Source organism: Streptomyces sp. NBC_00454 (assembly GCF_041434015.1).
Taxonomy (GTDB): domain Bacteria; phylum Actinomycetota; class Actinomycetes; order Streptomycetales; family Streptomycetaceae; genus Streptomyces.
On record NZ_CP107907.1, the window covers coordinates 5,698,386 to 5,723,064 of the forward strand.

General features: G+C 74.0%; 19 protein-coding genes. 12 read left to right on the top strand and 7 right to left on the bottom strand.

The genetic code is table 11. The features are described 5' to 3' along the window. Positions 1-97 precede the first annotated feature (97 nt). The 3 genes from OHU74_RS26435 to OHU74_RS26445 all read left to right on the top strand — a co-directional run bounded on the left by OHU74_RS26435 (position 98) and on the right by OHU74_RS26445 (position 3,375). Positions 98-943, top strand: coding sequence for a GNAT family N-acetyltransferase (locus OHU74_RS26435; protein ID WP_330298857.1), 846 nt, complete (start codon positions 98-100; stop codon positions 941-943). Positions 944-1,065: 122 nt separating this feature from the next. Next, the gene (locus tag OHU74_RS26440) at positions 1,066-1,638 is read left to right on the top strand and encodes a GNAT family N-acetyltransferase (RefSeq protein ID WP_330298858.1); all 573 of its coding nucleotides are present in this window, start codon (positions 1,066-1,068) and stop codon (positions 1,636-1,638) included. 42 nt (positions 1,639-1,680) lie between these two features. Next, positions 1,681-3,375 carry a proline--tRNA ligase gene (locus OHU74_RS26445; RefSeq protein WP_371618161.1) on the top strand — a complete coding sequence of 565 codons (1,695 nt, stop codon included), beginning with the start codon at positions 1,681-1,683 and terminating at the stop codon, positions 3,373-3,375. 199 nt (positions 3,376-3,574) lie between these two features. Here OHU74_RS26445 and OHU74_RS26450 read toward each other — a convergent pair whose 3' ends face one another. From OHU74_RS26450 to OHU74_RS26465, 4 genes are read right to left on the bottom strand one after another with little or no spacing between them, the layout of a single operon-like run. Further along, positions 3,575-4,399 carry a slipin family protein gene (locus OHU74_RS26450; protein WP_371618162.1) on the bottom strand — a complete coding sequence of 275 codons (825 nt, stop codon included), beginning with the start codon at positions 4,397-4,399 and terminating at the stop codon, positions 3,575-3,577. Positions 4,400-4,453: 54 nt separating this feature from the next. Next, entirely contained in the window at positions 4,454-5,356 is a 903-nt protein-coding gene (locus OHU74_RS26455; protein ID WP_371618163.1) for an aminoglycoside phosphotransferase family protein, read from the bottom strand. 52 nt (positions 5,357-5,408) lie between these two features. Further along, positions 5,409-5,864 (bottom strand): ferritin-like domain-containing protein, encoded by a 456-nt coding sequence (locus OHU74_RS26460; protein ID WP_371618164.1) that lies wholly within the window; start codon positions 5,862-5,864, stop codon positions 5,409-5,411. After that, positions 5,861-6,424, bottom strand: a complete 564-nt coding sequence (locus tag OHU74_RS26465; RefSeq protein WP_371618165.1) for a hypothetical protein — start codon at positions 6,422-6,424, stop codon at positions 5,861-5,863. Before OHU74_RS26465 ends, OHU74_RS26460 begins: the two co-directional genes overlap by 4 nt. 156 nt (positions 6,425-6,580) lie before the next feature. On the opposite strand from OHU74_RS26465, the gene rimP reads away from it, so the two are divergent. From rimP to OHU74_RS26510, 9 genes are all read left to right on the top strand, one after another. Further along, positions 6,581-7,078, top strand: coding sequence for a ribosome maturation factor RimP (gene rimP / locus OHU74_RS26470; RefSeq protein ID WP_371618166.1), 498 nt, complete (start codon positions 6,581-6,583; stop codon positions 7,076-7,078). A gap of 2 nt (positions 7,079-7,080) precedes the next feature. Then, a complete protein-coding gene (gene nusA / locus OHU74_RS26475; protein ID WP_330298865.1) occupies positions 7,081-8,160 on the top strand; it encodes a transcription termination factor NusA in 1,080 nt (359 codons plus the stop codon). Positions 8,161-8,262: 102 nt separating this feature from the next. Beyond that, positions 8,263-8,550, top strand: coding sequence for a YlxR family protein (locus OHU74_RS26480; RefSeq protein ID WP_371618167.1), 288 nt, complete (start codon positions 8,263-8,265; stop codon positions 8,548-8,550). 154 nt (positions 8,551-8,704) lie between these two features. Next, the gene (gene infB / locus OHU74_RS26485) at positions 8,705-11,869 is read left to right on the top strand and encodes a translation initiation factor IF-2 (RefSeq protein WP_371618168.1); all 3,165 of its coding nucleotides are present in this window, start codon (positions 8,705-8,707) and stop codon (positions 11,867-11,869) included. A 163-nt stretch (positions 11,870-12,032) separates the two neighbouring features. Further along, a complete protein-coding gene (locus tag OHU74_RS26490; RefSeq protein WP_330298868.1) occupies positions 12,033-12,326 on the top strand; it encodes a DUF503 domain-containing protein in 294 nt (97 codons plus the stop codon). 28 nt (positions 12,327-12,354) lie between these two features. After that, positions 12,355-12,810 (top strand): 30S ribosome-binding factor RbfA, encoded by a 456-nt coding sequence (gene rbfA / locus OHU74_RS26495; RefSeq protein ID WP_330298869.1) that lies wholly within the window; start codon positions 12,355-12,357, stop codon positions 12,808-12,810. Further along, complete coding sequence (gene truB / locus OHU74_RS26500; protein WP_330298870.1) at positions 12,807-13,715, top strand: tRNA pseudouridine(55) synthase TruB; 909 nt, start codon at positions 12,807-12,809, stop codon at positions 13,713-13,715. The genes rbfA and truB overlap by 4 nt, the downstream gene beginning before the upstream one ends. A 222-nt stretch (positions 13,716-13,937) precedes the next feature. Next, positions 13,938-17,636, top strand: a complete 3,699-nt coding sequence (locus OHU74_RS26505) for a serine protease (protein ID WP_371618169.1) — start codon at positions 13,938-13,940, stop codon at positions 17,634-17,636. A gap of 56 nt (positions 17,637-17,692) precedes the next feature. Next, complete coding sequence (locus tag OHU74_RS26510; RefSeq protein WP_371618170.1) at positions 17,693-18,649, top strand: bifunctional riboflavin kinase/FAD synthetase; 957 nt, start codon at positions 17,693-17,695, stop codon at positions 18,647-18,649. 102 nt (positions 18,650-18,751) lie between these two features. Here OHU74_RS26510 and OHU74_RS26515 read toward each other — a convergent pair whose 3' ends face one another. The 3 genes from OHU74_RS26515 to eccE all read right to left on the bottom strand — a co-directional run bounded on the left by OHU74_RS26515 (position 18,752) and on the right by eccE (position 24,602). After that, positions 18,752-22,084 (bottom strand): SCO5717 family growth-regulating ATPase, encoded by a 3,333-nt coding sequence (locus OHU74_RS26515; RefSeq protein WP_371618171.1) that lies wholly within the window; start codon positions 22,082-22,084, stop codon positions 18,752-18,754. Between the two features lie 404 nt (positions 22,085-22,488). Beyond that, positions 22,489-23,316, bottom strand: a complete 828-nt coding sequence (locus OHU74_RS26520) for a hypothetical protein (protein ID WP_371618172.1) — start codon at positions 23,314-23,316, stop codon at positions 22,489-22,491. Further along, positions 23,313-24,602 (bottom strand): type VII secretion protein EccE, encoded by a 1,290-nt coding sequence (gene eccE, locus OHU74_RS26525; RefSeq protein WP_371618173.1) that lies wholly within the window; start codon positions 24,600-24,602, stop codon positions 23,313-23,315. The genes OHU74_RS26520 and eccE overlap by 4 nt, the downstream gene beginning before the upstream one ends. Between the last annotated feature and the right edge of the window lie 77 nt (positions 24,603-24,679).

The following is a 24,679-nucleotide window of genomic DNA, read 5'->3' on the forward strand; positions in this document are numbered from 1 at the left end:
CCTGTGCGGGTCCGGGGCTCCGCCCGGGGCCGCGCGGCATCACGCAGCCGTGCCGGGTACAGTGCGGAGATCAGCAGACTTGCATGGTGAGGCCCCAGTGTTGACGCAGACCACCACCCGGGTCCTAGAGCCCAGTGATCTTGACGCCGCGCTCGAAATCCTGGGACGCGACCCGGTCGAGAACGCCTTCGTCACCTCCCGGGTCCAGGTGGCGGGGCTGGATCCGTGGCGCCTGGGCGGCGAGATGTGGGGCTGGTACGCCGACGGCGAGCTCCGCTCGCTCTGCTACGCCGGCGCCAACCTCGTCCCCGTCTGCGCCGGACCCGAAGCCGTACGGGCCTTCGCCGACCGGGCGCGGCGCACCGGACGCCGCTGCTCCTCCATCGTGGGTCCCGCCGAGGCCACCCGGCTGCTGTGGCAGCTGCTGGAGCCCAGCTGGGGCCCGGCCCGCGACGTCCGCTCCCACCAGCCCCTCATGGTCACCGAGCAGCGGTCCACCGAGGTCGCGGCCGACCCGCTGGTCCGCCGGATCCGCCGGGACGAGATGGACCTGATCATGCCCGCCTGCGTGGCCATGTTCACCGAGGAGGTGGGCATCTCCCCGATGGCCGGGGACGGCGGCCTGCTCTACCAGGCCAGGGTCGCCGAGCTGGTGGCCACCGGGCGTTCCTTCGCCCGCGTCGAGGACGGCAAGGTCGTCTTCAAGGCGGAGATCGGCGCGGCGACCGCCCGCGCCTGCCAGATCCAGGGCGTGTGGGTGGCCCCGGAGTTCCGGGGCCGCGGGCACTCCGAGACGGGGATGGCCGCCGTGGTCGCCTACGCGCTCCGGGACGTGGCCCCCGTGGTCAGCCTGTACGTCAACGACTTCAACACCGCCGCCCGCGCCTCCTACCGCCGCGTCGGCTTCCGCGAGGTCGGCGCGTTCATGAGCGTCCTGTTCTGACCGCCTTCCGACCGTCTTCCGGCCGTCTTGCGACCGTCGCGTGCCGGATCGGTCCAGGCCGGTCCGGTCCGGGCGCGCGGAAGGCATACCCGCAGGCCGGGGCGGCCCAGTAAGGTCGCGGCATGCTGTCAACCCCCGGGGGAGAAGCCCCCGACCGGCCCGCCGGACTACGGATCGGGCACCTCGACCTCGTCGCGCGGGTGGACGAGGCCTTGCGCGTGCAGGCCGTGGCCTTCGGCCTGAGCGAGGAGGAGGTCGGCATCCGGCGCTACATCGTCCAGCGCCACATGACCTGCCGCGGGGCCCGCGCGCTCGGCGCGTTCGCCGAGGACGGGGCGCTCGCCGGGTTCGTCTACGGCATGCCCAACGACCGCTCGCACTGGTGGTCCGGGGTCGTCGAGCCCTACCTGCGTGCCGACGGCCTAGAAGGCTGGCTCGACGAATCCTTCGTGATCACCGAACTGCACGTCCACCCCGGCTTCCAGGGCCACGGCGTCGGACGCGCCCTCATCACCGGGATCACCGACACCGCCGCCGAGCCCCGCTCGATCCTCTCCGCGATCGACACCGAAAGCCCCGCCCGGGGCCTCTACCGGGCGCTCGGCTACACGGACCTCGCCCGCCCCGTCCGGTTCCCGAGCGCGAGCCTCCCGTACGCCGTGATGGGCGCCCCGCTGCCCCTGCGCAGACGCTGAAACCGTTTCCGGGCCCGGTGGAGGGGCCGATAGCCTCCCGTCATGTCAACGCAACACGTGCAGCGCATGTCCCGCCTCATGGCCAAGACCCTCCGTGAGGACCCGGCCGACGCCGAGACCCTCAGCCACCGCCTCCTCGTCCGGGCCGGATACGTCCGGCGCAGCTCCGCCGGGGTGTGGACCTGGCTGCCGCTCGGCAAGCGGGTCCTGGACAACGTCTCGCGGATCGTCCGCGAGGAGATGGACGCGATCGGCGCCCAGGAGGTGCTGCTCCCGGCGCTGCTGCCCAAGGAGCCGTACGAGGTCAGCGGCCGCTGGTCGGAGTACGGGGACCTGCTCTTCCGGCTCAAGGACCGCAAGGGCGCGGACTACCTGCTCGGCCCCACCCACGAGGAGATCTTCACCCTCCTGGTGAAGGACCAGTGCACGTCCTACAAGGACCTGCCGGTCATGCTCTACCAGATCCAGACCAAGTACCGGGACGAGGCACGGCCCCGGTCGGGCGTCCTGCGCGGCCGCGAGTTCCAGATGAAGGACTCCTACTCCTTCGACGTGACCGACGAGGGCCTGGCGGAGTCCTACGCCCTCCACCGCGCGGCCTACCAGCGGATCTTCGAGCGGCTCGGCCTCGACCACCGGATCGTGTCGGCGGTGTCCGGCGCGATGGGCGGCTCGGCCTCGGAGGAGTTCCTGGCCCCCGCGCAGGCCGGCGAGGACACCTTCGCGGACTGCCCGCAGTGCGCGTACGCGGCGAACACGGAGGCGGTCACCTTCGGGCTCAAGGCCGTGGAGGGGGAGCACGGGCCGGTCGAGGAGCTCGACACCCCCGACACCCCGACGATCGAGTCCCTGGCGGCGCTGCTCGGCGTCCCCGCGTCGGCCACGCTCAAGAACCTCCTCGTGAAGGTGGACGGCGAGATCACCGCCGTCGGCGTGCCCGGAGACCGGGAGGTCGACCTCGGCAAGCTCGGCGAGCACCTGGCCCCGGCCGTCGTGGAGCTGGTGACGGCGGAGGACTTCGCCGACCGGCCCGATCTGGTACGGGGCTACGTGGGCCCGCAGGGCCTGGGCAAGGTCCGCTACCTGGCCGACCCCCGCGTGGCGCCGGGCACCTCCTGGGTCACGGGGGCCAACAAGCCCGACACGCACGCCCGCAACGTGGTCTGCGGCCGGGACTTCGAGGTGGACCGCTACCTGGACGTCGTGGTCGTCGAGCCCGGCGACCCCTGCCCCTCCTGCGGGGCCGGACTGCGCCTGGACCGTGCGATCGAGATCGGGCACATCTTCCAACTGGGCCGCAAGTACGCGGACGCCTTCGGCCTCGACGTGCTGGGCCGCGAGGGCAAGCCGGTCCGGGTCACGATGGGCTCGTACGGGATCGGCGTCTCGCGGGCGGTGGCCGCGCTGGCCGAGCAGACGGCCGACGAGCGGGGCCTGTGCTGGCCGGCGGCGGTGGCCCCGGCCGACGTGCACGTCGTGGCGGCGGGCAAGGCCGTACCGCTCGCCCTCGCGGAGTCCGCGGCCGAAGCCCTGGCCGGGGCGGGACTCCGGGTCCTGCTCGACGACCGGGCCGGGCTCTCGCCCGGGGTCAAGCTCACGGACGCGGAGCTGATCGGCGTCCCGTGGATCCTGGTCGCGGGGCGGCGGTCCGCGGAGTCCGTGGTCGAACTCCAGGACCGGGCGTCCGGCACCCGCGAGGAGCTCCCGCTCGCCGAGGCCCTGGCCCGTCTGACCTAGCCGATGGCTCCGCGGGTGCCCTGCGGGGCTGTCCCCGACCCGCCCTTCCACCGTTCCCCGGGCTCTGCCCGGACCCGGTCCTCAAACGCCGGACGGGCTGGATACATCCAGCCCCGCCGGCGTTTGAGGCGCAGGGTCCGGGGCGGAGCCCCAGGGAACGGGCGAAGGGCGGGTAGGGGATTTCGGCCCCGCGCAGCGGTCAGTCCGCAGCCGGGCCGTCGGCCTCCGGCGCCGCGGGGGCGGACGGCGGGGCGGAGCCCGGGGCCGGGGCCGCGCGTTCCAGGAAGCGCAGCAGTTCCACCGGGAACGGGAGGACCAGCGTGGAGTTCTTCTCGGCGGCGACGGCGACGACCGTCTGGAGCAGGCGGAGCTGAAGCGCGGCCGGCTGGTCCGACATCACCGCCGCGGCCTCGGCCAGCTTGTGCGAGGCCTGGAGCTCCGCGTCCGCGTTGATCACCCGGGCCCGCCGCTCGCGGTCGGCCTCCGCCTGCCTCGCCATGGACCGCTTCATGGTCTCGGGCAGGGACACGTCCTTGATCTCGACCCGGTCGATCTGGACGCCCCACCCCACCGCCGGGCTGTCGATCATCAGTTCCAGGCCCTGGTTGAGCATCTCCCGGTTGGACAGGAGGTCGTCCAGGTCCGATTTGCCGATGATCGACCGCAGGGAGGTCTGCGCCATCTGGGAGACGGCGAAGCGGTAGTCCTCCACCGCGATGATCGCGTTGGCCGCGTCCACCACCTTGAAGTAGACCACCGCGTCCACCCGCACCGTGACGTTGTCCCGGGTGATGCCCTCCTGGGCCGGCACGGGCATCGTCACGATCTGCAGGTTCACCTTGCGCAGCCGGTCCACCCCGGGAACGACCATCGTGAAACCGGGGCCGCGGATCCCGTCCCGCAGCCGGCCGAAGCGGAAGACCACGCCCCGCTCGTACTGCTTCACCACCCGGGCGGCCGCACCCATGTAAGCCACGATCCCCACGCCTGCCACGGCGCACGCTGTCAGCAGTTCCTGGACCATGACGGCCTCCTGCCGGACATACCTTCGTATCTACGGTATGCCCCTGGGCGTGCCCTACAACCAGCCCGCGAACTCCAGCAGCAGCTCCGCGTCCTGACGGCGCCCGGCGGCCAGCGCCCGGTTGCCCGACTCGACCGCCCGGAAGAGGGTCCAGCCGCGCAGCCGGTCCCGGTCCACCTCCAGCGCGTCGGCCAGCTTGTTCACCCGGCGCCGGGCGCCCGCGGCCCCTGCCGAGGAGGCCACCTGGTCCTCCAGCCGGTCCCGTACCAGCCGGGCCAGGTCGTAGGCGCGCTCGCCGACCATCGGGTCCGGGCCCACCGCCAGCCACGGTGCCCGCTCGCCCGCCAGCACCTTGCCCTGCCGGAAGTTCCCGTGCAGCAGCAGTTCCTCGGCCGGTGCGGCCGTCAGCTCCTCGCGGGCCGCCAGCGCCGCCGAGGCCAGCTCCGCCGCCTCCGGGGGAGCCTTGCGCAGGACCTCGGCCTGCGCGGCCGTGCGCTCGGCCACCGTCTCCCAGCCGTGCCCGGCCGCCGGGGCCACCCATAGTCTGCGCAGCGTGCCGCAGGCCTCCAGCAGGGCCTTGGCCTCCGGGAGCGAGCGCAGGGACACCTCGGGGTGCAGCCGCTCCAGGAGCAGCGCCCCGTCCTCCTCGTGGTGGCGGGAGTCGAGGACCCGTACGGCCCCGAATCCGCCCCAGTGCGCCAGCGCGGCCAGTTCCCGGTCGGGCCGCAGGGCGGGCGGCGCCAGCTTCAGCGCGGCCGGGGTCCCGTCGGCGTACCGGACGAGGAGGACCAGGCTGCCGCGGCCACCGGGGGCCTGCACCCGCTGTGCCTCCACCCCCCGCCGGGTCAGAGCGGTCTGCGCCAGTTGGGGCAGGTGCCCCAGCCAGTCCGCGGTCTGCGCCGATTCCGGCAGCTCGCCGAGCGCCCGTACAAGCTGCTGCGGCGGTTCGAAAGCCATGCGTGCGTGGTCCCTTTCAGCTGTGCTCGGGCTCGTCGCGGGTACTCGCGCGCTACCTCTGCGCTGCGTCAGCGCGTTCCGTGAGCCCAGGGAAGGCTACGCCGCCGCCGCGCCAGCGTGCCGCGCGCACGGCCGCGGCGCTCAGCGCGTCGGCCGCCTCGCGGCGCAACGGGCCCTCCGCGGCCCGCACCAGATCGGAGTACGCGCCGGCCACCCGGTCCTCTATTCCGGCGGCCAGCCGCTCGGCGTCGTCGGGCGTGCGCACCACGAACGGCAGGGTGTACGCCGCCTCCGCGGGCCGGGGGGAACCGCCCAGCTCGCGCACGGTGCGGGCGAGCGCGTCGCGGCGCGCGAGGTGGCCCCCGTACGCCTCGCGGGCCTCGGCGGCGCGGGCGGCCGCGGCCCGGGCGCCGATGACCCCGTAGCCGTACGCCGCCGCGTGCTCGGCGGCGAGCGCGGCCTGTGCGGCCTCCAGGACCTGACCGGCGGGGGTGGGTTCGGAGGTCACGATGCGGCTCCCGGCGGGGTCGAGGTCAGCAGGTACGCGTGTACGCGGCCGCAGGCGGCCACCGAGGCCAGCATCCGGGCCAGCTCCCCGGGCGCCCCGGTCAGCGAGATCGTCCGGGCCTCGGCCAGGCTCCGCTCGGCGTCCGCGAGCTCGGTCAGCGCCTCGGCGGGCTTCGCCGGCACCGGCTCGGCGCCCGGGGCGGGGGAGACGGGGGCGGAGACAGCGGCGGACGCGGAGGGCGAGGGGGAGGAGCTCCGGGAGCGGGACGGCGAGGGGGACACCGCCGGATCAGGGCCGAGGGCCGCGGCGTGCGCGGCGACCGAGGCCCGCAGCGGGGCGAGGCGCTCGGCCAGGGCCGGATGGGCCGCGCTCGTGGCGTCGTAACGTTCCAGCAGTCGCGCGCTGTCACGTACGGCCGTCTCACGCATCCGCCGTTCGAGTGGAATCTCGGGCTCCGCCCCGGGCGGGCCCCCGTCGGAGCAACCGCTGAGCAGCGCGGCGCCGGTGATGCCCGCGGCACCGGCGAGCAGGCTTCTTCGCGACGGCATGATCGAGGGCACGGGGACGTCCTTGGGGGTGAGGGCGGGGCAGGGTGTGATCACGGTACCCGGGGCCCTGTCCACAGGGCGGACGGCAACACCCTCCGCGACCGGATACCCTTTGACCTGACACACGACGGAAACCACAACAGCACACGCGGCCGAGGAGTCACCCGGATGAGCACCACCCAGAGCGACAGGCTGCGCGGATTGCTGGAGCCGCTGGTCGCTGCCAAGGGCCTGGACCTCGAGGAGATCGAGACGTCCAAGGCGGGCAAGCGCCGGATGCTGCGCATCATCGTGGATTCCGACGAAGGCGTGGAGCTGGACGCGTGTGCCGAGCTGAGCCGCGAGGTCTCGGACCTGCTGGACGAGACCGACGCGATGGGTGAGGACGAGTACGTCCTCGAAGTGAGCTCGCCGGGCGCTGACCGCCCGCTGACCGAGCACCGTCACTACATCCGGGCGACCGGCCGTCTCGTGAAGTTCCAGACGTCGGACGGCGGGGAACTGATCGCCCGCATTCTCGACGTGGACGACGAGGGCATGGACCTCGAAGTCCCGGGCGTGAAGGGCCGCAAGGCGACCGCCCGGCGCATCGCATTCACCGACATCGCCAAGGCGCGTGTCGAGATCGAGTTCAACCGCAAGGACAAGAAGGAAGAGGAGGCGTAGCCGTGGACATCGACATGAGTGCCCTGCGGGGTCTGGTCCGGGAGAAGGAGATCTCCTTCGACCTGCTCGTCGAGGCTATCGAGTCGGCCCTCCTCATCGCGTACCACCGCACCGAGGGAAGCTTCCGGCGCGCACGCGTCGTGCTCGACCGCACCAACGGTCACGTGATCGTGTGGGCGACCGAGGACCCGAGGGACCTGGAAGAGGGCCAGGAGGCCAAGGAGTTCGACGACACCCCGTCGGACTTCGGCCGCATCGCCGCGACGACCGCCAAGCAGGTGATCCTCCAGCGTCTGCGCGACGCCGAGGACGACCTGACCTTCGGCGAGTTCCTGGGCCGCGAGGGCGACGTCATCACCGGCGTGGTCCAGCAGGGCAAGGACCCCAAGAACGTCCTGATCGACATCGGCAAGCTGGAAGCCATCCTGCCGGTGCAGGAGCAGGTGCCCGGTGAGGAGTACACGCACGGCCTGCGCATCAAGGCGTACGTCGTGCGGGTGGCGAAGGGTGTCCGCGGTCCGTCCGTGACCCTGTCGCGCACCCACCCGAACCTGGTGAAGAAGCTGTTCGCCCTGGAGGTCCCGGAGATCGCCGACGGCAGCGTCGAGATCTGCGCGATCGCCCGTGAGGCCGGTCACCGCACCAAGATCGCCGTCCGGGCCAACCGCTCCGGCCTCAACCCGAAGGGCGCCTGCATCGGCCCGATGGGCAGCCGCGTGCGCAACGTCATGGCCGAGCTGCACGGCGAGAAGATCGACATCGTCGACTGGTCGGACGACCCGGCGGAGATGGTCGCCAACGCCCTGTCACCCGCCCGGGTGAGCGAGGTCGAGGTCGTGGACTGGGACACCCGCTCCGCGCGGGTGACCGTGCCCGACTACCAGCTGTCGCTGGCCATCGGCAAGGAGGGCCAGAACGCCCGCCTCGCCGCGCGCCTCACCGGCTGGCGGATCGACATCCGTCCGGACACGGAGCAGCCCTCGGCCGAGGGCGACCGTGACCGCGGCGGCGACCGCGGTGGTGACCGTGACCGGCGGGAAGACCGCCGGGACGACCGTCGCGACGACCGCCGCGGGGAATAAACCGGTACCGCCCGGAGCTGTCCGGGCGGTAGACAGAAACACAACGTCCGTTCGATTTTTCGCCCGAAGGGGTGAGGTCGGTACGGGGAGGTAGACTTAATCGTGTCTGGCCGGACGCAAGCCCGCGCATGCCCCGAACGTACCTGTGTCGGGTGCCGGGAGCGAGCGGCCAAGAGCGATCTGCTGCGCATCGTGGCGATCGGTGACGAATGCGTCTCCGATCCACGCGGTACGCTGCCCGGCCGGGGTGCCTACGTGCACCCCGCCCTGGTCTGCCTCGACCAGGCGGTCCGCCGCAGAGCATTCCCCCGGGCCTTCAGGTCCACGGGAGCGCTCGACACGGCAGGGCTGCGCAATGCCATGGCCGTCGAGGTCGAGGCGACACCGTAAGAAGAACGTAGTACGGCACGGATCACCGTGCGGTCAGGTACCTCGCGAGTTGGAAGTAGGTCGAGATTGCGATGAGCACCCCTCGATGAGTACGCGATGAGTACGAGCATGAAGTAGACACGGTCCGGCGTAACCCGGACCTAAAAGGAGCGAAGTGGCTAAGGTCCGGGTATACGAACTCGCCAAGGAGTTCGGAGTTGAGAGCAAGGTCGTCATGGCCAAGCTCCAGGAACTCGGTGAGTTCGTCCGTTCGGCGTCCTCGACGATCGAGGCGCCGGTTGTGCGCAAGTTGACCGATGCATTGCAGGGGCCCGGCGGCAACGCCGGCAAGCCCGCTGCGAAGCCGGGCGAGCCCCGCAAGGCCGCCCCCGCGAAGCCCGGAGTTCCCACTCCGGGTGCCGTTGCACGTCCCGCGGCGCCGAAGCCCGGCGCCCCGGCCCCCAAGCCGGTCGTCGCGGAGGCCCCGGCCGCCGCAGCGCCCGCCCCGGTGACCCCGGCCCCCGCCGCAGGCGGCCCGCGTCCCGGTCCCAAGGCTCCGGCCGCCCCGAAGCCCGCTCCGGCGGCTCCCGTGGCGACCGAGTTCTCCGCGCCTCCGGCGGCTCCGGCCGCCGCTGCCCCGGCGCGCACCGACCGTCCCGCCGGTCCCGGCGCCACCCCCGGTCCGCGTCCGGCGCAGCAGCGTCCGGCGCAGGGTCAGGGCGGCCAGGCCGGCGCCCGTCCCGGCGCCCCGCGTCCGGCCGGTGCCGCTCCGGCGCGCACCGAGCGTCCCGCCGGTGGTACCGGTGGCGCTCAGGCCCCGCGTCCGCAGGGTGCCCGTCCGGCCGGTCCCCGTCCGGGCAACAACCCGTTCACCTCTGGTGGCTCCACCGGCATGGCGCGCCCGCAGGCGCCCCGTCCGGCCGGCGCTCCCCGTCCCGGTGCCCCCGGCGCCGGTGACCGCCAGGGTGGCGCTCCCCGTCCGCAGGGCGGCCCCGGCGGCGCCCCGCGTCCGCAGGGTGCCGGTGCGGGTCGTCCGACCCCGGGCGGCATGCCGCGTCCGCAGGGCGGCGCCCCGCGTCCCGGTGGTGCCCCCGGTGGTAACCGTCCCAACCCGGGCATGATGCCGCAGCGTCCCGCTGCCGGTGGTCCCGGTCCCCGTCCCGGTGGCGGCCCCGGTGGCCGTGGTCCCGGTGCCGGTGGTCCCCGTCCCGGCGGTGCCGGTGGCGCGGGTCGTCCCGCGGGCGGCGGCTTCGCCGGTCGTCCGGCCGGTCCGGGCTCGCGTCCCGGCGGCGGTGGCGGCTTCGGTGGCCCCCGTCCCGGTGGTGGCGGCTTCGGCGGCGGTCCGGCTGGTGCCGGTGGCGGCGGTCGTCCCGGCTTCGGCGGGCGTCCCGGTGGCCCCAATGCCCGTGGTGGCACGCAGGGTGCCTTCGGCCGTCCCGGTGGTCCCGCGCGTCGTGGACGCAAGTCCAAGCGCCAGCGTCGCCAGGAGTACGAGGCCATGCAGGCCCCGTCGGTCGGCGGCATCATGCTGCCGCGTGGTCACGGCGAGACCGTTCGCCTGTCCCGCGGTGCGTCCCTCACCGACTTCGCGGAGAAGATCAACGCCAACCCGGCGTCGCTCGTCGCCGTGATGATGAACCTCGGCGAGATGGTCACTGCCACGCAGTCCGTCTCCGACGAGACCCTCGAAATGCTGGCCGGCGAGATGAACTACGTCGTTCAGATCGTCAGCCCGGAGGAAGAGGACCGCGAGCTCCTCGAGGGCTTCGACATCGAGTTCGGCGAGGACGAGGGCGGCGAGGAATTCCTCATGCCGCGTCCGCCGGTCGTGACCGTCATGGGTCACGTCGACCACGGTAAGACCCGACTGCTCGACGCCATCCGCAAGACGAACGTCGTTGCGGGCGAGGCCGGTGGCATCACGCAGCACATCGGTGCGTACCAGGTCGGTACCGAGGTCAACGGTGAAGAGCGCAAGATCACCTTCATCGACACCCCCGGTCACGAGGCGTTCACCGCCATGCGTGCCCGTGGTGCCAAGTCGACCGACATCGCGATCCTCGTGGTCGCGGCCAACGACGGCGTGATGCCGCAGACGATCGAGGCGCTCAACCACGCCCAGGCCGCCGGCGTCCCGATCGTCGTCGCGGTCAACAAGATCGACGTCGAGGGTGCCGACCCGGTCAAGGTGCGCGGTCAGCTCACCGAGTTCGGTCTGGTCGCCGAGGAGTACGGCGGCGACACGATGTTCGTCGACATCTCCGCCAAGCAGGGTCTGCACATCGACTCCCTGCTCGAGGCCGTCGTCCTCACCGCCGACGCCTCGCTCGACCTGCGCGCCAATCCGGAGCAGGACGCTCAGGGTATTGCGATCGAGTCCCACCTCGACCGCGGCCGCGGTGCCGTTGCCACCGTCCTCGTCCAGCGCGGTACCCTCCGCGTCGGCGACACGATGGTCGTGGGCGATGCCTACGGCCGAGTGCGCGCCATGCTCGACGACAAGGGCAACAACGTCGAGGAAGCGGGTCCCGCGACCCCCGTCCTGGTCCTGGGTCTCACCAACGTCCCCGGCGCCGGCGACAACTTCCTCGTCGTCGACGAGGACCGCACCGCCCGTCAGATCGCCGAGAAGCGTGCTGCGCGTGAGCGCAACGCCAACTTCGCCAAGCGCGTCCGCCGGGTGTCCCTGGAAGACCTCGACTCGGTCCTCAAGGCCGGTCTGGTCCAGGAACTCAACCTCATCATCAAGGGCGACGCGTCCGGTGCGGTCGAGGCCCTCGAGTCCTCGCTGCTCCAGCTCGACGTCGGCGAAGAGGTCGACATCCGCGTCCTGCACCGCGGTGTGGGTGCGGTCACCGAGTCCGACATCAACCTGGCGATGGGCTCCGACGCCATCGTCATCGGCTACAACGTCCGTGCGGCCGGCCGTGCCGCGCAGATGGCGGAGCGCGAGGGTGTCGACGTCCGTTACTACTCGGTGATCTACCAGGCCATCGAGGAGATCGAGGCGGCCCTGAAGGGTCTCCTCAAGCCGGAGTACGAAGAGGTCGAGCTCGGTACGGCGGAGGTCCGCGAGGTCTTCCGCTCGTCCAAGCTGGGCAACATCGCCGGTGTTCTCATCCGGTCCGGCGAGGTCAAGCGCAACACCAAGGCGCGGCTCCTGCGCGATGGCAAGGTCATCGCCGAGAGCCTCAACATCTCCGGTCTGCGCCGCTTCAAGGACGACGTCACCGAGATCCGCGAAGGCTTCGAGGGTGGTATCAACCTCGGTAACTTCAACGACATCAAGATCGACGACGTCATCGCGACGTACGAGATGCGCGAGAAGCCCCGCGCGTAAGCGCGAGGCGGTTCGCACCGTGTCGTAGGTAGCTGTAACACCGGGGCCGGTCGGCGGAATATCCGTCGATCGGCCCCGGCCGTTGCGTGTACGGTTCTGGTGACCCTGCCGCGCGACGGCCGGCAGGCCACCGAACCCGCACCGGCGGGATATCCGGAACTGCATGTACGTGGGGACTCTGTCCTTCGATCTGCTCCTCGGCGACGTTCACTCGCTGAAGGAGAAACGCTCCGTCGTCCGGCCCATCGTGGCCGAGCTCCAGCGCAAGTTCTCTGTGAGCGCGGCCGAAGTGGGCGACCAGGACCTGCACCGCAGGGCCCTCATAGGGGTCGCTCTGGTGAGTGGGGACACGGGGTTCCTCTCGGATGTACTGGACCGCTGCGAGCGGCTGGTCGCGGCACGTCCGGAAGTGGAGCTGCTGTCGGTACGACGGCGGCTGCACGGTGATGAAGACTGACTGCAAGACATAAGAAGGAGACGGACCAGTGGCCGACAATGCGCGGGCGAAGAAGCTGGCGGACCTCATCCGGGAGGTGGTGGCCGAGAAGCTGCAGCGCGGTGTCAAGGACCCCCGCCTCGGTACGCACGTGACCATCACGGACACCCGGGTCACCGGCGATCTGCGGGAGGCCACGGTCTTCTACACGGTCTACGGGGACGACGAGGCCCGGATCAGTGCGGCAGCGGGCCTGGAGAGCGCCAAGGGCGTCCTGCGCTCCGCGGTCGGCCGGGCGGCACAGACCAAGTTCACGCCGACCCTGACCTTCGTGGCGGACGCACTCCCGGAGACCGCCAAGAGCATCGAGGAACTCCTCGAGAAGGCGCGTACCTCCGACGCCCAGGTGCGCGAGGTGTCCTCCGGCGCGAAGTACGCCGGCGACGCCGACCCGTACAAGAAGCCCGAAGAGGACGAAGAAGACGGGGACGCAGTCGCCGAATGAGCACCAACGCAGGGAAGACTCCGGACGGCTTGGTCATCGTCGACAAGCCGTCCGGCTTCACTTCGCACGACGTGGTCGCCAAGATGCGCGGGATCGCCAAGACCCGCCGCGTGGGCCACGCCGGCACGCTGGACCCGATGGCCACGGGCGTGCTCGTCCTGGGCGTCGAGAAGGCCACCAAGCTCCTGGGCCACCTCGCGCTCACGGAGAAGGAGTACCTCGGCACCATCCGGCTGGGCCAGAACACCCTGACGGACGACGCCGAAGGCGAGATCCTCTCCTCGGCCGACGCCACCGGGGTCACCCGGGAGGCCGTGGACGCGGGCATCGCCAAGCTGTCCGGCGAGATCATGCAGGTCCCGTCCAAGGTCAGCGCCATCAAGATCAAGGGCGTGCGCTCCTACAAGCGCGCACGCGACGGCGAGGACTTCGAGATCCCGGCCCGTCCGGTGACCGTCTCCTCGTTCCAGGTGTACGACATGCGCGAGGCCGAGGCCGAGGACGGCACCAAGGTCGTCGACCTGATCGTCTCCGTCGTCTGCTCCAGCGGTACGTACATCCGCGCGCTCGCCCGTGACCTCGGCGCCGACCTCGGCGTCGGCGGGCACCTCACGGCGCTGCGGCGCACGCGGGTGGGCCCGTACAAGATCGACCGGGCGCGCACGCTGGACCAGCTCCAGGAGGAGCTGACCGTCATGCCGATCGGCGACGCGGCCGCCGCGGCGTTCCCGCGCTGGGACCTGGACGCCCGACGGGCTTCGCTGCTCGCGAACGGCGTGCGCCTGGACATGCCGGAGGAGTACGAGTCCGGCAAGGCGATCGCGGTCTACGGGCCGGGCGGCGAGCTGCTCGGACTCGTGGAGAGCAAGGGCGGCAAGGCGAAGTCGCTGGCGGTCTTCGTCTGATGTTGACGTGGAGCGGTGAGCGCACATGGACTGCTGCTCACCGCTCCACGACCCCCCTCGGGTAGGTCTCTATCCACCCGGACCCCTTTATTCACCCTTCCGAGCAGGCGCTCGGAGTGAATGGAGGGAGCGTAAGGGGGCGCTTTCGCCTCGCGTGCTTTTCCCGCTGATCTTCACCTGCATACCGTCGTCCCTACGGGGCGCGCGACGGGGAGTGGTGCGGTGACGGCTGAGCTGATCAGGATCTGCGATCTCGCCGGTCGGCCGCGGGGCAGCGGCTTCGTCGCCGACGACTGCGGGACGGTGGTGACCAGCCACGCGGCCGTGGACGGCCTCTCCCGGCTGCTCCTCAGCGGAACCGGTACGAGTACGGGTACGGGTACGGGCCCCGGCGCGGGGGAGCGGACCTGGCTGGCGGGGGCTTCGGACGTGACGGCCCTGCCGGAGCTCGGGCTGGCGCTCGTACGCAGTGACGGGCTCGGGGTACGACCGCTGCCGGTGGCGCTGCGCGCGGAGATCGCTCCCGGGACCTACGTACGGCTCTGCGCGCACGGCTGGCGGCAGGCGCGGGTGCTGGGCGGGGCCGAGGCCAGGTATGCGGCGGCGACCGGCTGCCACACGCTGCCGGCGGCCCTGGAGCTGGCCATCGGGACCGATGGGCAGGACGCGCTGAGGCGCGGCGGGGAGGCCTGCGGCGGCCCCGTGCTCGATGCCGGAACCGGAGCGGTGCTCGCGGTCCTGGCCACCGCTCTGCGAACGGAGCACCGCTCCGGCGGATTCGCGGTGCCGCTCGCGGCTGCCGCGGCCGCGGATCCCGGCGGGCCGCTCGCCGCCCTGCTGCGGCGCAACGCCGCCACCGTGCCGGGCCACGGCGCCGACCTCAACCTCGCCGGAGTCCTCCAGCTCACCGGAACCACCCTCGGCGCGGCCTTCGCAGCGCGGGGACCGGAACTGGTGGACCGCCCGGACACCGCCGCCGCACTGGACACCTTCGCCACCGGGGACCGCCCGGTGCTGGCCCTCGTCGGCCGCCCCGGCACCGGCCGCACCACGGCCCTGTCCGACCTGGCCCTGCGCCGCACCCGCGGCCCCCACCCGGCCCCCACCCTCTGGCTCCGCGGCGCCGACCTGCGGACCGGCGACACCTCACTGGCCGACGCGGTGGCCCGCGCCCTGGCGGAGGCGGGCCGCATCCTGTCGGTGCCGGGGCCCTCCGGGGCGGCCTGGGGCTTCCCCGCGGCGGCGGCTGCGGCTCCGGCTGCTCCGGCGGCTTCGGCAGGGGTCCCGGCCGCGGCAGGGGCGGAGGCGGCCACCGCGGCGGCCTGGGCCGCGCCGTCGCCTGCTGCGCCCTCGGCCGTCTGGACCGTGCTGTCGCCCACTGCGCCCTCGGTGGCTCCTCCTCCTCCCGCTCCTCCCGCGCCCGACGCCTCCGAGGCGGTCACCGTCGCCGTTCCCGTGGCGGCCCCGCCCTCCACACAGCCGGCCGCCCAGGCCCCGGCAGGCGGCGCGGGGGAGGCATCGGCCGTCGCCGCGGTGGCGGCCCTTGCCGGGCGGGGGCTGCTCGTCGTGCTGGATTCGCCCGAGGAGATGCCGCCCCGGCTCGCGCACGGCCTCGGGCCCTGGACCGAGGCCACCGCCGGCTGGCTCCGGGCGGCCGGGGTCCGGCTGGTCCTCGCCGCGCGGCCCGAGCACTGGGAGTCGGCCGGGGCGCTGTACCCGCCGCAGATGCTGCACCTCCCGGCCCGGCCGGCCCGGCGGCTGCCGCCCGCGCTCCCGATCGGCGACCTCACCCCGGACGAGGCCGCACTGGCCCGGACCCGCCTGGGCATCCCGGCCGACGCGGTCGACGGAGCCGACGCCCGCCACCCGCTCACGCTGCGCCTGCTCGCGGACGTCCGCGCCGCCGGGGTCACCACCGGACGCCCGGCCCGCGAGGAGGTCTTCGCGGCCCACCTGGACCTGCTGTGCCTGCGGATCGCCGTCCGCGTCTGCGCCGCCCTCCCGGCGGCGGGGCAGGACACCGGGGTGCACGGGCCCGGGGTGGGGAGGCTGGCCGCGCGCGTGGCGGGGCGGGTGCACGAGGCCGCGCGGCGGTGCCTGGGCCCGGGACAGGGGCAGCTGGACCGGGCCGGCTTCGAAGAGCTGTTCCCGTGGCGCACCGGCTGGGCCTCCGCCGTGCTCACCGAGGGGCTGCTGGTGCCCGCCGGCGAGGGCTACCGCTTCGCGCACGAGGAACTCTCCGACTGGCTGCAATCCGGCCACCTGGACCTCCCCGCCGCCCTGGAAACCCTCGACGCCCTGGGCCGGGGCGTCCCCCGCCACCGCATCGGACCCGTACTCGAAGCCCTGCTCCGGCTTCCGCGGGACGAGGCCGGGGTGGCGCTCGCGCGGCTCGTGGCCGTACTCGAAGGCGCCACCGATCCCGAGATCCGGTGGTGGGCGGGCCGGCTGGTGCGCGAGATCCTGCTCCACGCCCCCGACGCCACCGGGCACCTCCCGCTCCTGCACGCCCTCGCCGAGCACGTGACCGAGCCGCGGGCGGGGGTACAGGAGGAGGCGCAGGCGGAGCCCGGGGAGGACTTCGGCGGATGGTTCTGGAACCGGCTCCAGCTGGCCGAAGGGGACCGGTTCGAGCTGTTGCGACGGCTGACGGCCCGCGACCACCGGTACCTCGACGCCGCCGCCCGGCGGCTCGTGCGGGCGCCACGGCTCGTGCAGCCGCTGCTCTGCGGCTGGTTCGCCGATGAGCGGCGGCTGCACGGGCGGCCCGGAGCCACCGTCGCCACCGCCGCGCAGGCGCTCCTGCACACCCACCGGCAGCTCGCCGTCGACGACCTCGCCGAGGCGCTCGTCGTCGCCGCGCACCCGCGCGCCGACGAACTGCTCGCCGTGCTCGCCGAGGACGAGCCCTCCGCGCTCTGCCGGGCCGTGGACCGCTGGGCCCACGACGACCGGCCCGGCCGCCGGGTCGCGGCCGCCGCCTACGGGCTGCTCACCGCCCCGCACGTGCGCACCCCCGCCGACCGCGAGCTGCTGCGCTACTCCGCCGAGGCGCTGCTCGCCCGCCCCGACGACGCCACCCTGCACGGCAGTGCCCTCGGGATCATGCTCCGCGACCCCGGTGCGCGGGCCCGCCACCTGCCCGAAGCCCTCGCCTGTTTCCGCGACCCCGAGCGCCGTACGCGGCTGCCCGCCGCCTCGCTGGTCGCCGCGCTGCCCGTGCTGCCCGACCCGGACGCGGTGTTCGCGGCCCTGCGGGACCGGGCCGACGGGGAGGTGGTGCGCGCGCTGGCCGCGCTGACGACGCCAGGCCTGGCGCGCCGCGCGGGTGACCTCGTACGGGAGCACCTGTCCCGGAACCCGCAGGACGCCGCGCACGCCGCCGAGTTCGTGGACCGGCGGCTCGAACAGGGCCTGGCCGCCGCCCCCGTGCTCCGCCCGCTCGTACTGGAGCTGCTGCGCACCGGCCCGCCCGGGGTACGGGCCGCGCTGGCCTCCGTACTGGCCGCGCCGGGCACGGAGGCCTCGCACACGCTCCGGGGCGAGCTGGCCGACGTACTGCTCCGCGAGGAGTGCGATCCGGCGGTGCTCGACGCGTTCCTGGGCGCGCTGGCGGCGGGGGCCGCCGTACGCCCGCAGGGCCGTACGCGGGAACTGCTGCGCCGCACCGGACGGCGGCTGCTGTGCACGCCCGGCGGACCGGCCGTCTTCGAGCTGCGCACGGTGGAGCTGGCGCGGGCCGAACCGGCCTTCGGAGCGCTGGCCGCCCGCTGGCTGGCCGAGGCTCCGGCCGAGGCGGCGGCGCTGCTCGGTCCGGGAGCGCGCCGGACGGTGGAGACGCTCGGTCACACCACGTCGCAGAGCACCTCGCGGCAGGCCGACGCCGATGATGGGCCCCGGCCACCGGCATGGCAGTCTTAGACCTGCAATCGGCAACCAGGACAGGGCCTACACGGTTCGGGCGAGGAGCGGTCACAGTGCAGCGCTGGCGTGGCTTGGAGGACATCCCCCAGGACTGGGGACGCAGCGTCGTCACCATCGGCTCCTACGACGGCGTGCACCGGGGTCATCAGCTGATCATCGGACGGGCCGTGGCCAAGGCGCGCGCGCTGGGCGTTCCCTCCGTCGTGGTGACCTTCAGCCCGCACCCGAGCGAGGTCGTCCGCCCCGGCAGCCACCCGCCGATCCTGGCCCCCTACGACCGGCGCGCCGAACTGATGGCCGGGCTGGGCGTGGACGCGCTGCTGATCCTGCCCTTCACGGCGGAGTTCTCGCAGCTGTCCCCGGCCGACTTCATCGTGAAGGTGCTCGTCGACAAGCTGAACGCGCGCGCCGTCATCGAGGGCCCCAACTTCCGCTTCGGCCACAAGGCCGCGGGCAACGTCGAGTTCCTGCGCGAACTGGGCGCCACCTATGACTACGAGGTCGAGGTGGTCGACCTGGTGGAGCGCGGCGAGGCGGGCGGTGGAGTGCCGTTCTCCTCCACGCTCGCCCGCAAGCTCGTCGCCCAGGGCGACATGGACGGCGCGGCCGAGATCCTGGGCCGCCCGCACCGGGTCGAGGGCGTGGTGGTGCGCGGAGCGCAGCGCGGTCGCGAGCTCGGCTACCCGACGGCGAACGTCGAGACGCAGCCGCACACCGCGATCCCGGCGGACGGGGTCTACGCGGGCTGGCTGACGGCTGACGGCGAGCGGATGCCGGCGGCGATCTCGGTGGGCACGAACCTGCAGTTCGATGCCACCGAGCGGACCGTGGAGGCGTACGCGATCGACCGGGTCGGCCTGGACCTGTACGGCCTGCACGTGACCGTCGACTTCCTCGCCTACGTGCGGGGGATGGCGAAATTCGACTCGCTGGACGGGCTGCTGGAAGCGATCGCGGACGACGTGAAGCGCTCCCGGGTGCTGACGGAGTCCTACGACGCCGAGCGCTGACGACGGGGCGCAGGCAACGCGCGAGGGCCCGTACCTCCTCCGGATCTTCCGGGGAGGGTACGGGCCCTTCGTGCTGTCGCGTGTCGGGTGTCGCGGTCCGCGTCAGCCGAGGCGGGGGTCGCGCGGCGGCTGACCGGGCTGCTGCGGCTGTCCCGGCTGGCCGGGCTGGCCGGGATGCTGCGGGGCCTGCTGGGGCCAGGGCTGGCCGGGGGTCGGGTAGGGCTGCGGCTGGGCGTACGGCTGCGGCTGCTGCGGGGGTTGGGCGTAGGGCCCGCCGGACTGGGGCTGCTGCGGTTGTCCCGGCTGGGGCTGGCCCGGCTGCTGGGCCCAGTGGTTCTGGGGCGCCTGCTGCTGCGCGCGGACGAAGTCCTCGGCGACCAGGGCGGAGAGGTTGAAGTACGCCTCGCGCGTCTTGGGCCGCAGGAGGTCGAGGTCGACCTCCGCGCCGGCCGCGAGGTGGTCGTCGAAGGGGACCACCACGACACCGCGGCAGCGGGTCTCGAAGTGCCGGACGATGTCCTCGACCTTGATCATCTTTGCGGTCTCGCGGACCCCCGAGATCACCGTGAGGGAGCGCGAGACGAGATCGGCGTACCCGTGCGCGGAGAGCCAGTCCAGGGTGGTGCTGGCGCTGCTCGCACCGTCCACGGACGGGGTCGAGATGATGATCAGCTGATCGGCCAGGTCCAGGACGCCGCGCATCGCGGAGTAGAGCAGGCCGGTGCCCGAGTCGGTGAGGATGATCGGGTACTGGCGGCCCAGCGTCTCTATGACGCGGCGGTAGTCCTCGTCGTTGAAGGTCGTCGAAACGGCCGGGTCGACGTCGTTGGCGATGATCTCCAGGCCCGAGGGGGCCTGGGAGGTGTACCGCCGGATGTCCATGTACGAGTTGAGGTACGGGATCGCCTGGACCAGGTCCCGGATCGTGGCCCCGGTCTCGCGGCGCACCCGGCGGCCGAGGGTTCCGGCGTCGGGGTTCGCGTCGATGGCCAGGATCTTGTCCTGGCGCTCGGTGGCGAGGGTGGCACCGAGGGCCGTGGTGGTCGTGGTCTTGCCGACGCCGCCCTTGAGGCTGATGACGGCGATGCGGTAGCAGGACATGACCGGGGTCCGGATCAGCTCCAGCTTGCGCTGCCGCTCCGCCTCGGCCGCCTTGCCGCCGAACCGGAACAGGCCGCCGCCGGCCGCGTGGCTGCCGCTCTTCGGCTTCTGCTTGCCGCGGAGCAGGCGGTCGGAGGACAGCTCCACGGCGGCCGTGTAGCCGAGCGGGGCGCCGCCGGAGGGCTGGGCGGAGGCGTAGCGGGGGTCGTGCCCGGCCTGGGGACCCTGCGGGCCCGGACCCTGCGGACCGGGGCCCTGCGGGCCGTGCGGCCACTGGGCGCCGGTGCGGGGGTCGGTGTACGGGGCCGCTGCCTCCGGCGGCTGCGACTGGGGCTGCGGTTGCGGCTGGTACGCGTGCGCCGGACCGGGCGCCTGGGGTGCCTGGGCCGCCTGGGGCGGCTGGGGGGCGTACGACTGCGGCTGGACGGGCTGCTGTTGAGCCGCGGGCGGGAACCCGTAGCCGTCCTGCGGCGCCTGTGCGGCATACGGCTGCTGCGGCGTGGGCGGGGGGAACCCGTACCCGGCGGGCTGCTGCTGAGCCGGGGGCGGGAACCCGTACCCGGCGGGCTGCGGAGCCGCCGAGGACGGGAACTCCGGCGGCAGCGCCGGGAGTCCGGCGCCGGGCACCGCGTCCTGGGGCTCCGGGAGCACCGCGGCGGGGGAGTCCTGCACCGGGGCGGAACCCCCGAGCGGGCTCTCCGTCAGCGAGGCCGGAACGGCCGTCCCCGCCGCGGGAGTGGGCGTCCGCGCGGGCCAGGGCGCACCGTCGGCCGGAGCCGCGCCCGGGTACGGCGACGCGGCGGCCTCGGCCTCGGCCGGAGCCCGCCCGGCGAAGGCCCCGGATGCGGAATCGCCCGAGGGACCGGCCGGATAGGACGGCGGGGCCGGGTACTCCGGAGCCCCGTCCTCGGGCGAGCCCGGGGCCGGACCGGCCGCAGCCGTGGCATCGGGCAGGGACCCGTCCTGGTACGCGGGTTCCGCGTCGGCCGGGACCGGCACCGCAGCCGCGGCGTCGGCCGGAGCGGAGGTCTGGTCGACGGACCCGGAGGCGGCGCCGTCCGGGTACGGTGCCGCGGCCGGAGCCGAACCGCCGTGGCCCACACCGTCGGCCGAAGGCAGGCCCGGGTACGGAGCCGCGGCCGCGTCGCCCGGGACCGGGCCCTCCGGCGCGGCATCGGCCTGAGGCGCAGCCGGGTACTGCGGCACGGACCCGGCCGCGGCCGGATCCGGGAAGGACGCGGGCACCGCGTCGGCCTGAGGCGCGCCCGGATGGGAAGAGTCGCCAGCCGCACCTGCTGCGTCGGCCGGTGCCTGGCCCGGATAGGAGCCCGCGTCGGCCGGGGTTGCGCCCGCGTACGGCGTTGCTTCCACAGGGGCTGCGCCCGCGTACGGCGTCGCGGCCGCCGGGCCTTGGCCCGCGTACGGAGCAGGGGCCGCCGGGCCCTGGCCCGCGTGCGGTGCGGCGTCGGCGGCTGCCTGGCTCGGGTAGGAGCCGGCGTCGGCGGGTGTGGCGCTCGGGTACGGCGTTGCTTCCGCCGGGGCCTGGCCCGCGTGGGCTGCGGCGTCGGCCGGAGCCTGGCTCGGGTACGAGGCGGCATCGGCCGGGGTCGCACCCGGGTACGGCGCGGCGTTGGCCGGGGCCTGGCTGGAGTGCGGCGCTGCATCGGCAGGGGCCTGGCCCGCGTGCGCTGCTGCGTCGGCCGGTGCCTGGCTCGGGTACGAGCCCGCGCCGGCGGGGGTTGCGCCCGCGTACGGCGCTGCGTCGGCCGGGCTCGAGCCGGCGTACGGTGCTGCGTCGGCCGGGGCTGCGCCCGCGTACGGCGTCGCGGCCGCCGGGCCCTGGCCCGGGTACGGAGCAGGGGCCGCCGGGGACTGGCCCGGGTGGGAGGCTGCGTCGGCGGGGCCCGTGCCCGCGTACGGCGTCGCGTTCGCCGGGGACTGGCCCGTGCCCGGGACCCCGTACGGCGGAGCGGGCGTGGCCGGAGCCGGGTAGCCGGGGGTGAGGGGCTGAGGGGTGTTCAGGTGCGGCGGCGCGGGCTCGGTGCCCGTCGGGGCCGGTTGGGCCGTGGGGTCCGACGGCGTGCGGGGAGCCGGCGGAGCGATCCGCATGGTCGACGGTGCGACCGGGTCCGACGGCCGGTGGGGTTCGAAGCCGCTGCCCTCGGGCAGGCCCGGGACCGGCGTGGCGGCCGGAGCCGCGGCGCCCTGGGTGTACCAGGCCGGCGGCGTGTAGTCGATGGTGAACTCGCCCGTCAGCTCGGACTCCGCGTCGGACTGATCGTCCGTCGGGACGTCCCACGTCCCGCCGCGCCTCTCGTGCCGATCGCCGCTCACTGGTCCTCCTGGTCTATCGAACACTGGTTCGGCGTCTACCACCACGCCACGCCGACGCTCAGCCTAATCGCGCCCCGCAGCCAGTATCCGCCCCCGTCGGTCCGCCACCCGAGGTCAACCACGGTGAGCGGGCCGCTTCCATCCTGCCGGTCCGGCGGCCGCCTACGGGGCGTCCGCCCCGTACGCCGCCCCCATGTGCCGCCCCACGCAAGCCCGGAGCCGTTCCACCCGCTCACGGCCCACCCGCGGTTCCCCGTCCCCCGTGAGGCTGAATCTCCGCCGACCCGCCGCACCCGCACCGGGGAAATCCGGGGAAAGCCGAGGAGCACGGCTCCGGCCCCGTCCCCGTCCCCGTCCCACGCCCGGCCAGGGCAGTGGCGGTGCCAACGGAGACAGCGACCGACTCAGTCGATCCGGCGCGCCGGACCCAGCAGTCCCGTCTCCGTGTCCGTCGGCTGCGTCATCACGAACTGCCGGTCCAGGGCGTTGCACCACAGCGTCACCCCGTCGCCCAGCGTCGGCAGGGATTCCACCGCCCCGGAAGGCAGCCGCATCAGCCGGCCGATCTGCTCCGCCTCGTCGGGGGAGACCCGCTGGACGCCCACCAGGGAGGAGTTGCGCAGCAGCCGGGGGGCCGTCGGGCTCAGGTACGGCAGCAGGGTCAGCACGGACTGCCAGGGTCCCGCCGCCACGCGTCCGCGCGGCGGGCGCATCCCGCAGTCGCGGATCACCAGGACCGGGCTGCCCGCCGACGCGCCCTGGGGCGGTACCCGCCCCACGTCGTGCAGGGTCACGCACTGCTGACCGCCGCCGGCCGCCTGGGCGAGGCCCGACCAGACCTGGCCGCGGCCGGTCTCCACGGCCACCCGGGCGCCGGTGGCCGCCGCCCGCAGGGCCAGGACCTGCGCCGTCCACAGGCCGCCGACCAGTGTCACCTCGTACGGCGCGGGCCGGTTGATGCCGAGCACCGCCGGCCGGCCCTGGGCGTCCACGCCGATGACGACTCCGTCGTCCCCGACGGGCAGTGCCAGTGCGTCCAGGTCCGCGGCGGCGACCACGTGCCGCTCCCTGCGCGGGCCCACCAGGCCGAAGCCGCCCCGGGTCGAGACCCGCGCCGCGACCTCCGCCGAGGCCCGTGCAGGACGTTCGGCCGAGCGCTCGGCCGGACGTCCGGCGGAACCCTCCGCCGAGCCCCTCGCCCTGCGCCTCGTAGTGCCCCTGGAGCCGCTCATCGTGTCCCTCCCAGCGGCAGCGAGGCCAGCAGCCCCGGCACCTGTTCCCGGTCCAGCCGCACCAGCCCGGCCTTGACGCCCCGGGCCGTCTGTTCCAATCCGCGCCGGGCGGTGACCAGTTCCTCGTCACTGCGCCCGGTGACCCGGACGTGCCCGGTCAGCGTGATCTCGTGCCGCGCGGCGGGGGTCATCGTCAGGCTGAAGTTCGTCGCCAGCGCGGGCAGCGAGGTCAGCAGGGCCACGAACTGCGGCAGCCCCGCGCCGGAGCCGCCCAGTTGGGGCCAGCGGCTGATCCAGTAGGTGGTGTGGCGGCGGTCGTCGCAGCGCCAGGTCCGCGCGGTCTCCTCGGTGCGCCGGCCCGTGGCCGCCGACCGTCCCGCCTGGGTGATCGCCATCGGGTTCGCGCAGGAGGAGGTGGCCAGCGCGCCCGTCAGCTCCTGCTCGGTCAGTACGGTCGCCGTGAACCCGGCGCCCGCCAGCCGGCTCGCCAACTGGTCCGCGACCCGCACCAGACACCGCTGGGTGCCGATCAGCCCGCCACCGCGCGCGGTGACCGCCTCGGGGCACAGCTCCGGATCCAGCTTGAGCGCGATCCACGTGATCCGCACCGCCGGGCTTCCCGTCATGGACTGGAGCGGGGCGTAGTTGCGCGTGGCCATCGACTGGGCCGGCAGGTGCGGGGCCGGCGCCGGCTGCGTGTGCTGCACCAGCTGCGCGGACTCCAGCCGGATGCCGTCCACTTCGAGAACGTCCCGTACGAGGGCCAGCGGCAGCGGCCGCGCCGCCCGGTCGGGCCGCAGCGCGGTGGCGTCCATGTCCACCTGGACGACCGCGGTCAGGAAGGTGCCGTCGCCGACCATTCCGACGGGCCGCCGGTCCCGGCCGCGGTCCCGCTCGCGCTCGCTGAACGTGAGGGTGCGCAGCGCCGGATCGGCCTCGACGAGCGGGGCCAGCCCCGGCTCGGTGCCCGCCGGCACGGCGGTCGCGGCGGCCCGTCGGCGGCGCGTGCGCAGGGCGAGGGCGCCGCCGATCCACTCGGGCAGCGAGCGCCGGTGCCTGCGTACGACCGCGAGGACCACGAGGACCAGGGCCAGTACGCCGGCGGGAACGAGCAGCAGCGGTTCCACCACCCAGGCCACCAGCAGTGCGGCCGCGGCGACTTGGAGGAGTACGAGTTGTTGCAATCGGAACGGCCCGAACCGGCCCGGGCTGGACTTCGGATAAGGCGTCACTCCGGCGCGCGCGGGTGCGGGCGCCCCGGCCCGCGGCCTCACAGCAGTGGCCATCACTCGCGCACCTCCCCTTTCGAGGGCTCGGACCCCTGAGCCCGGGCGTCCTGCGCGACAGCCGGCCGCTTGACCCC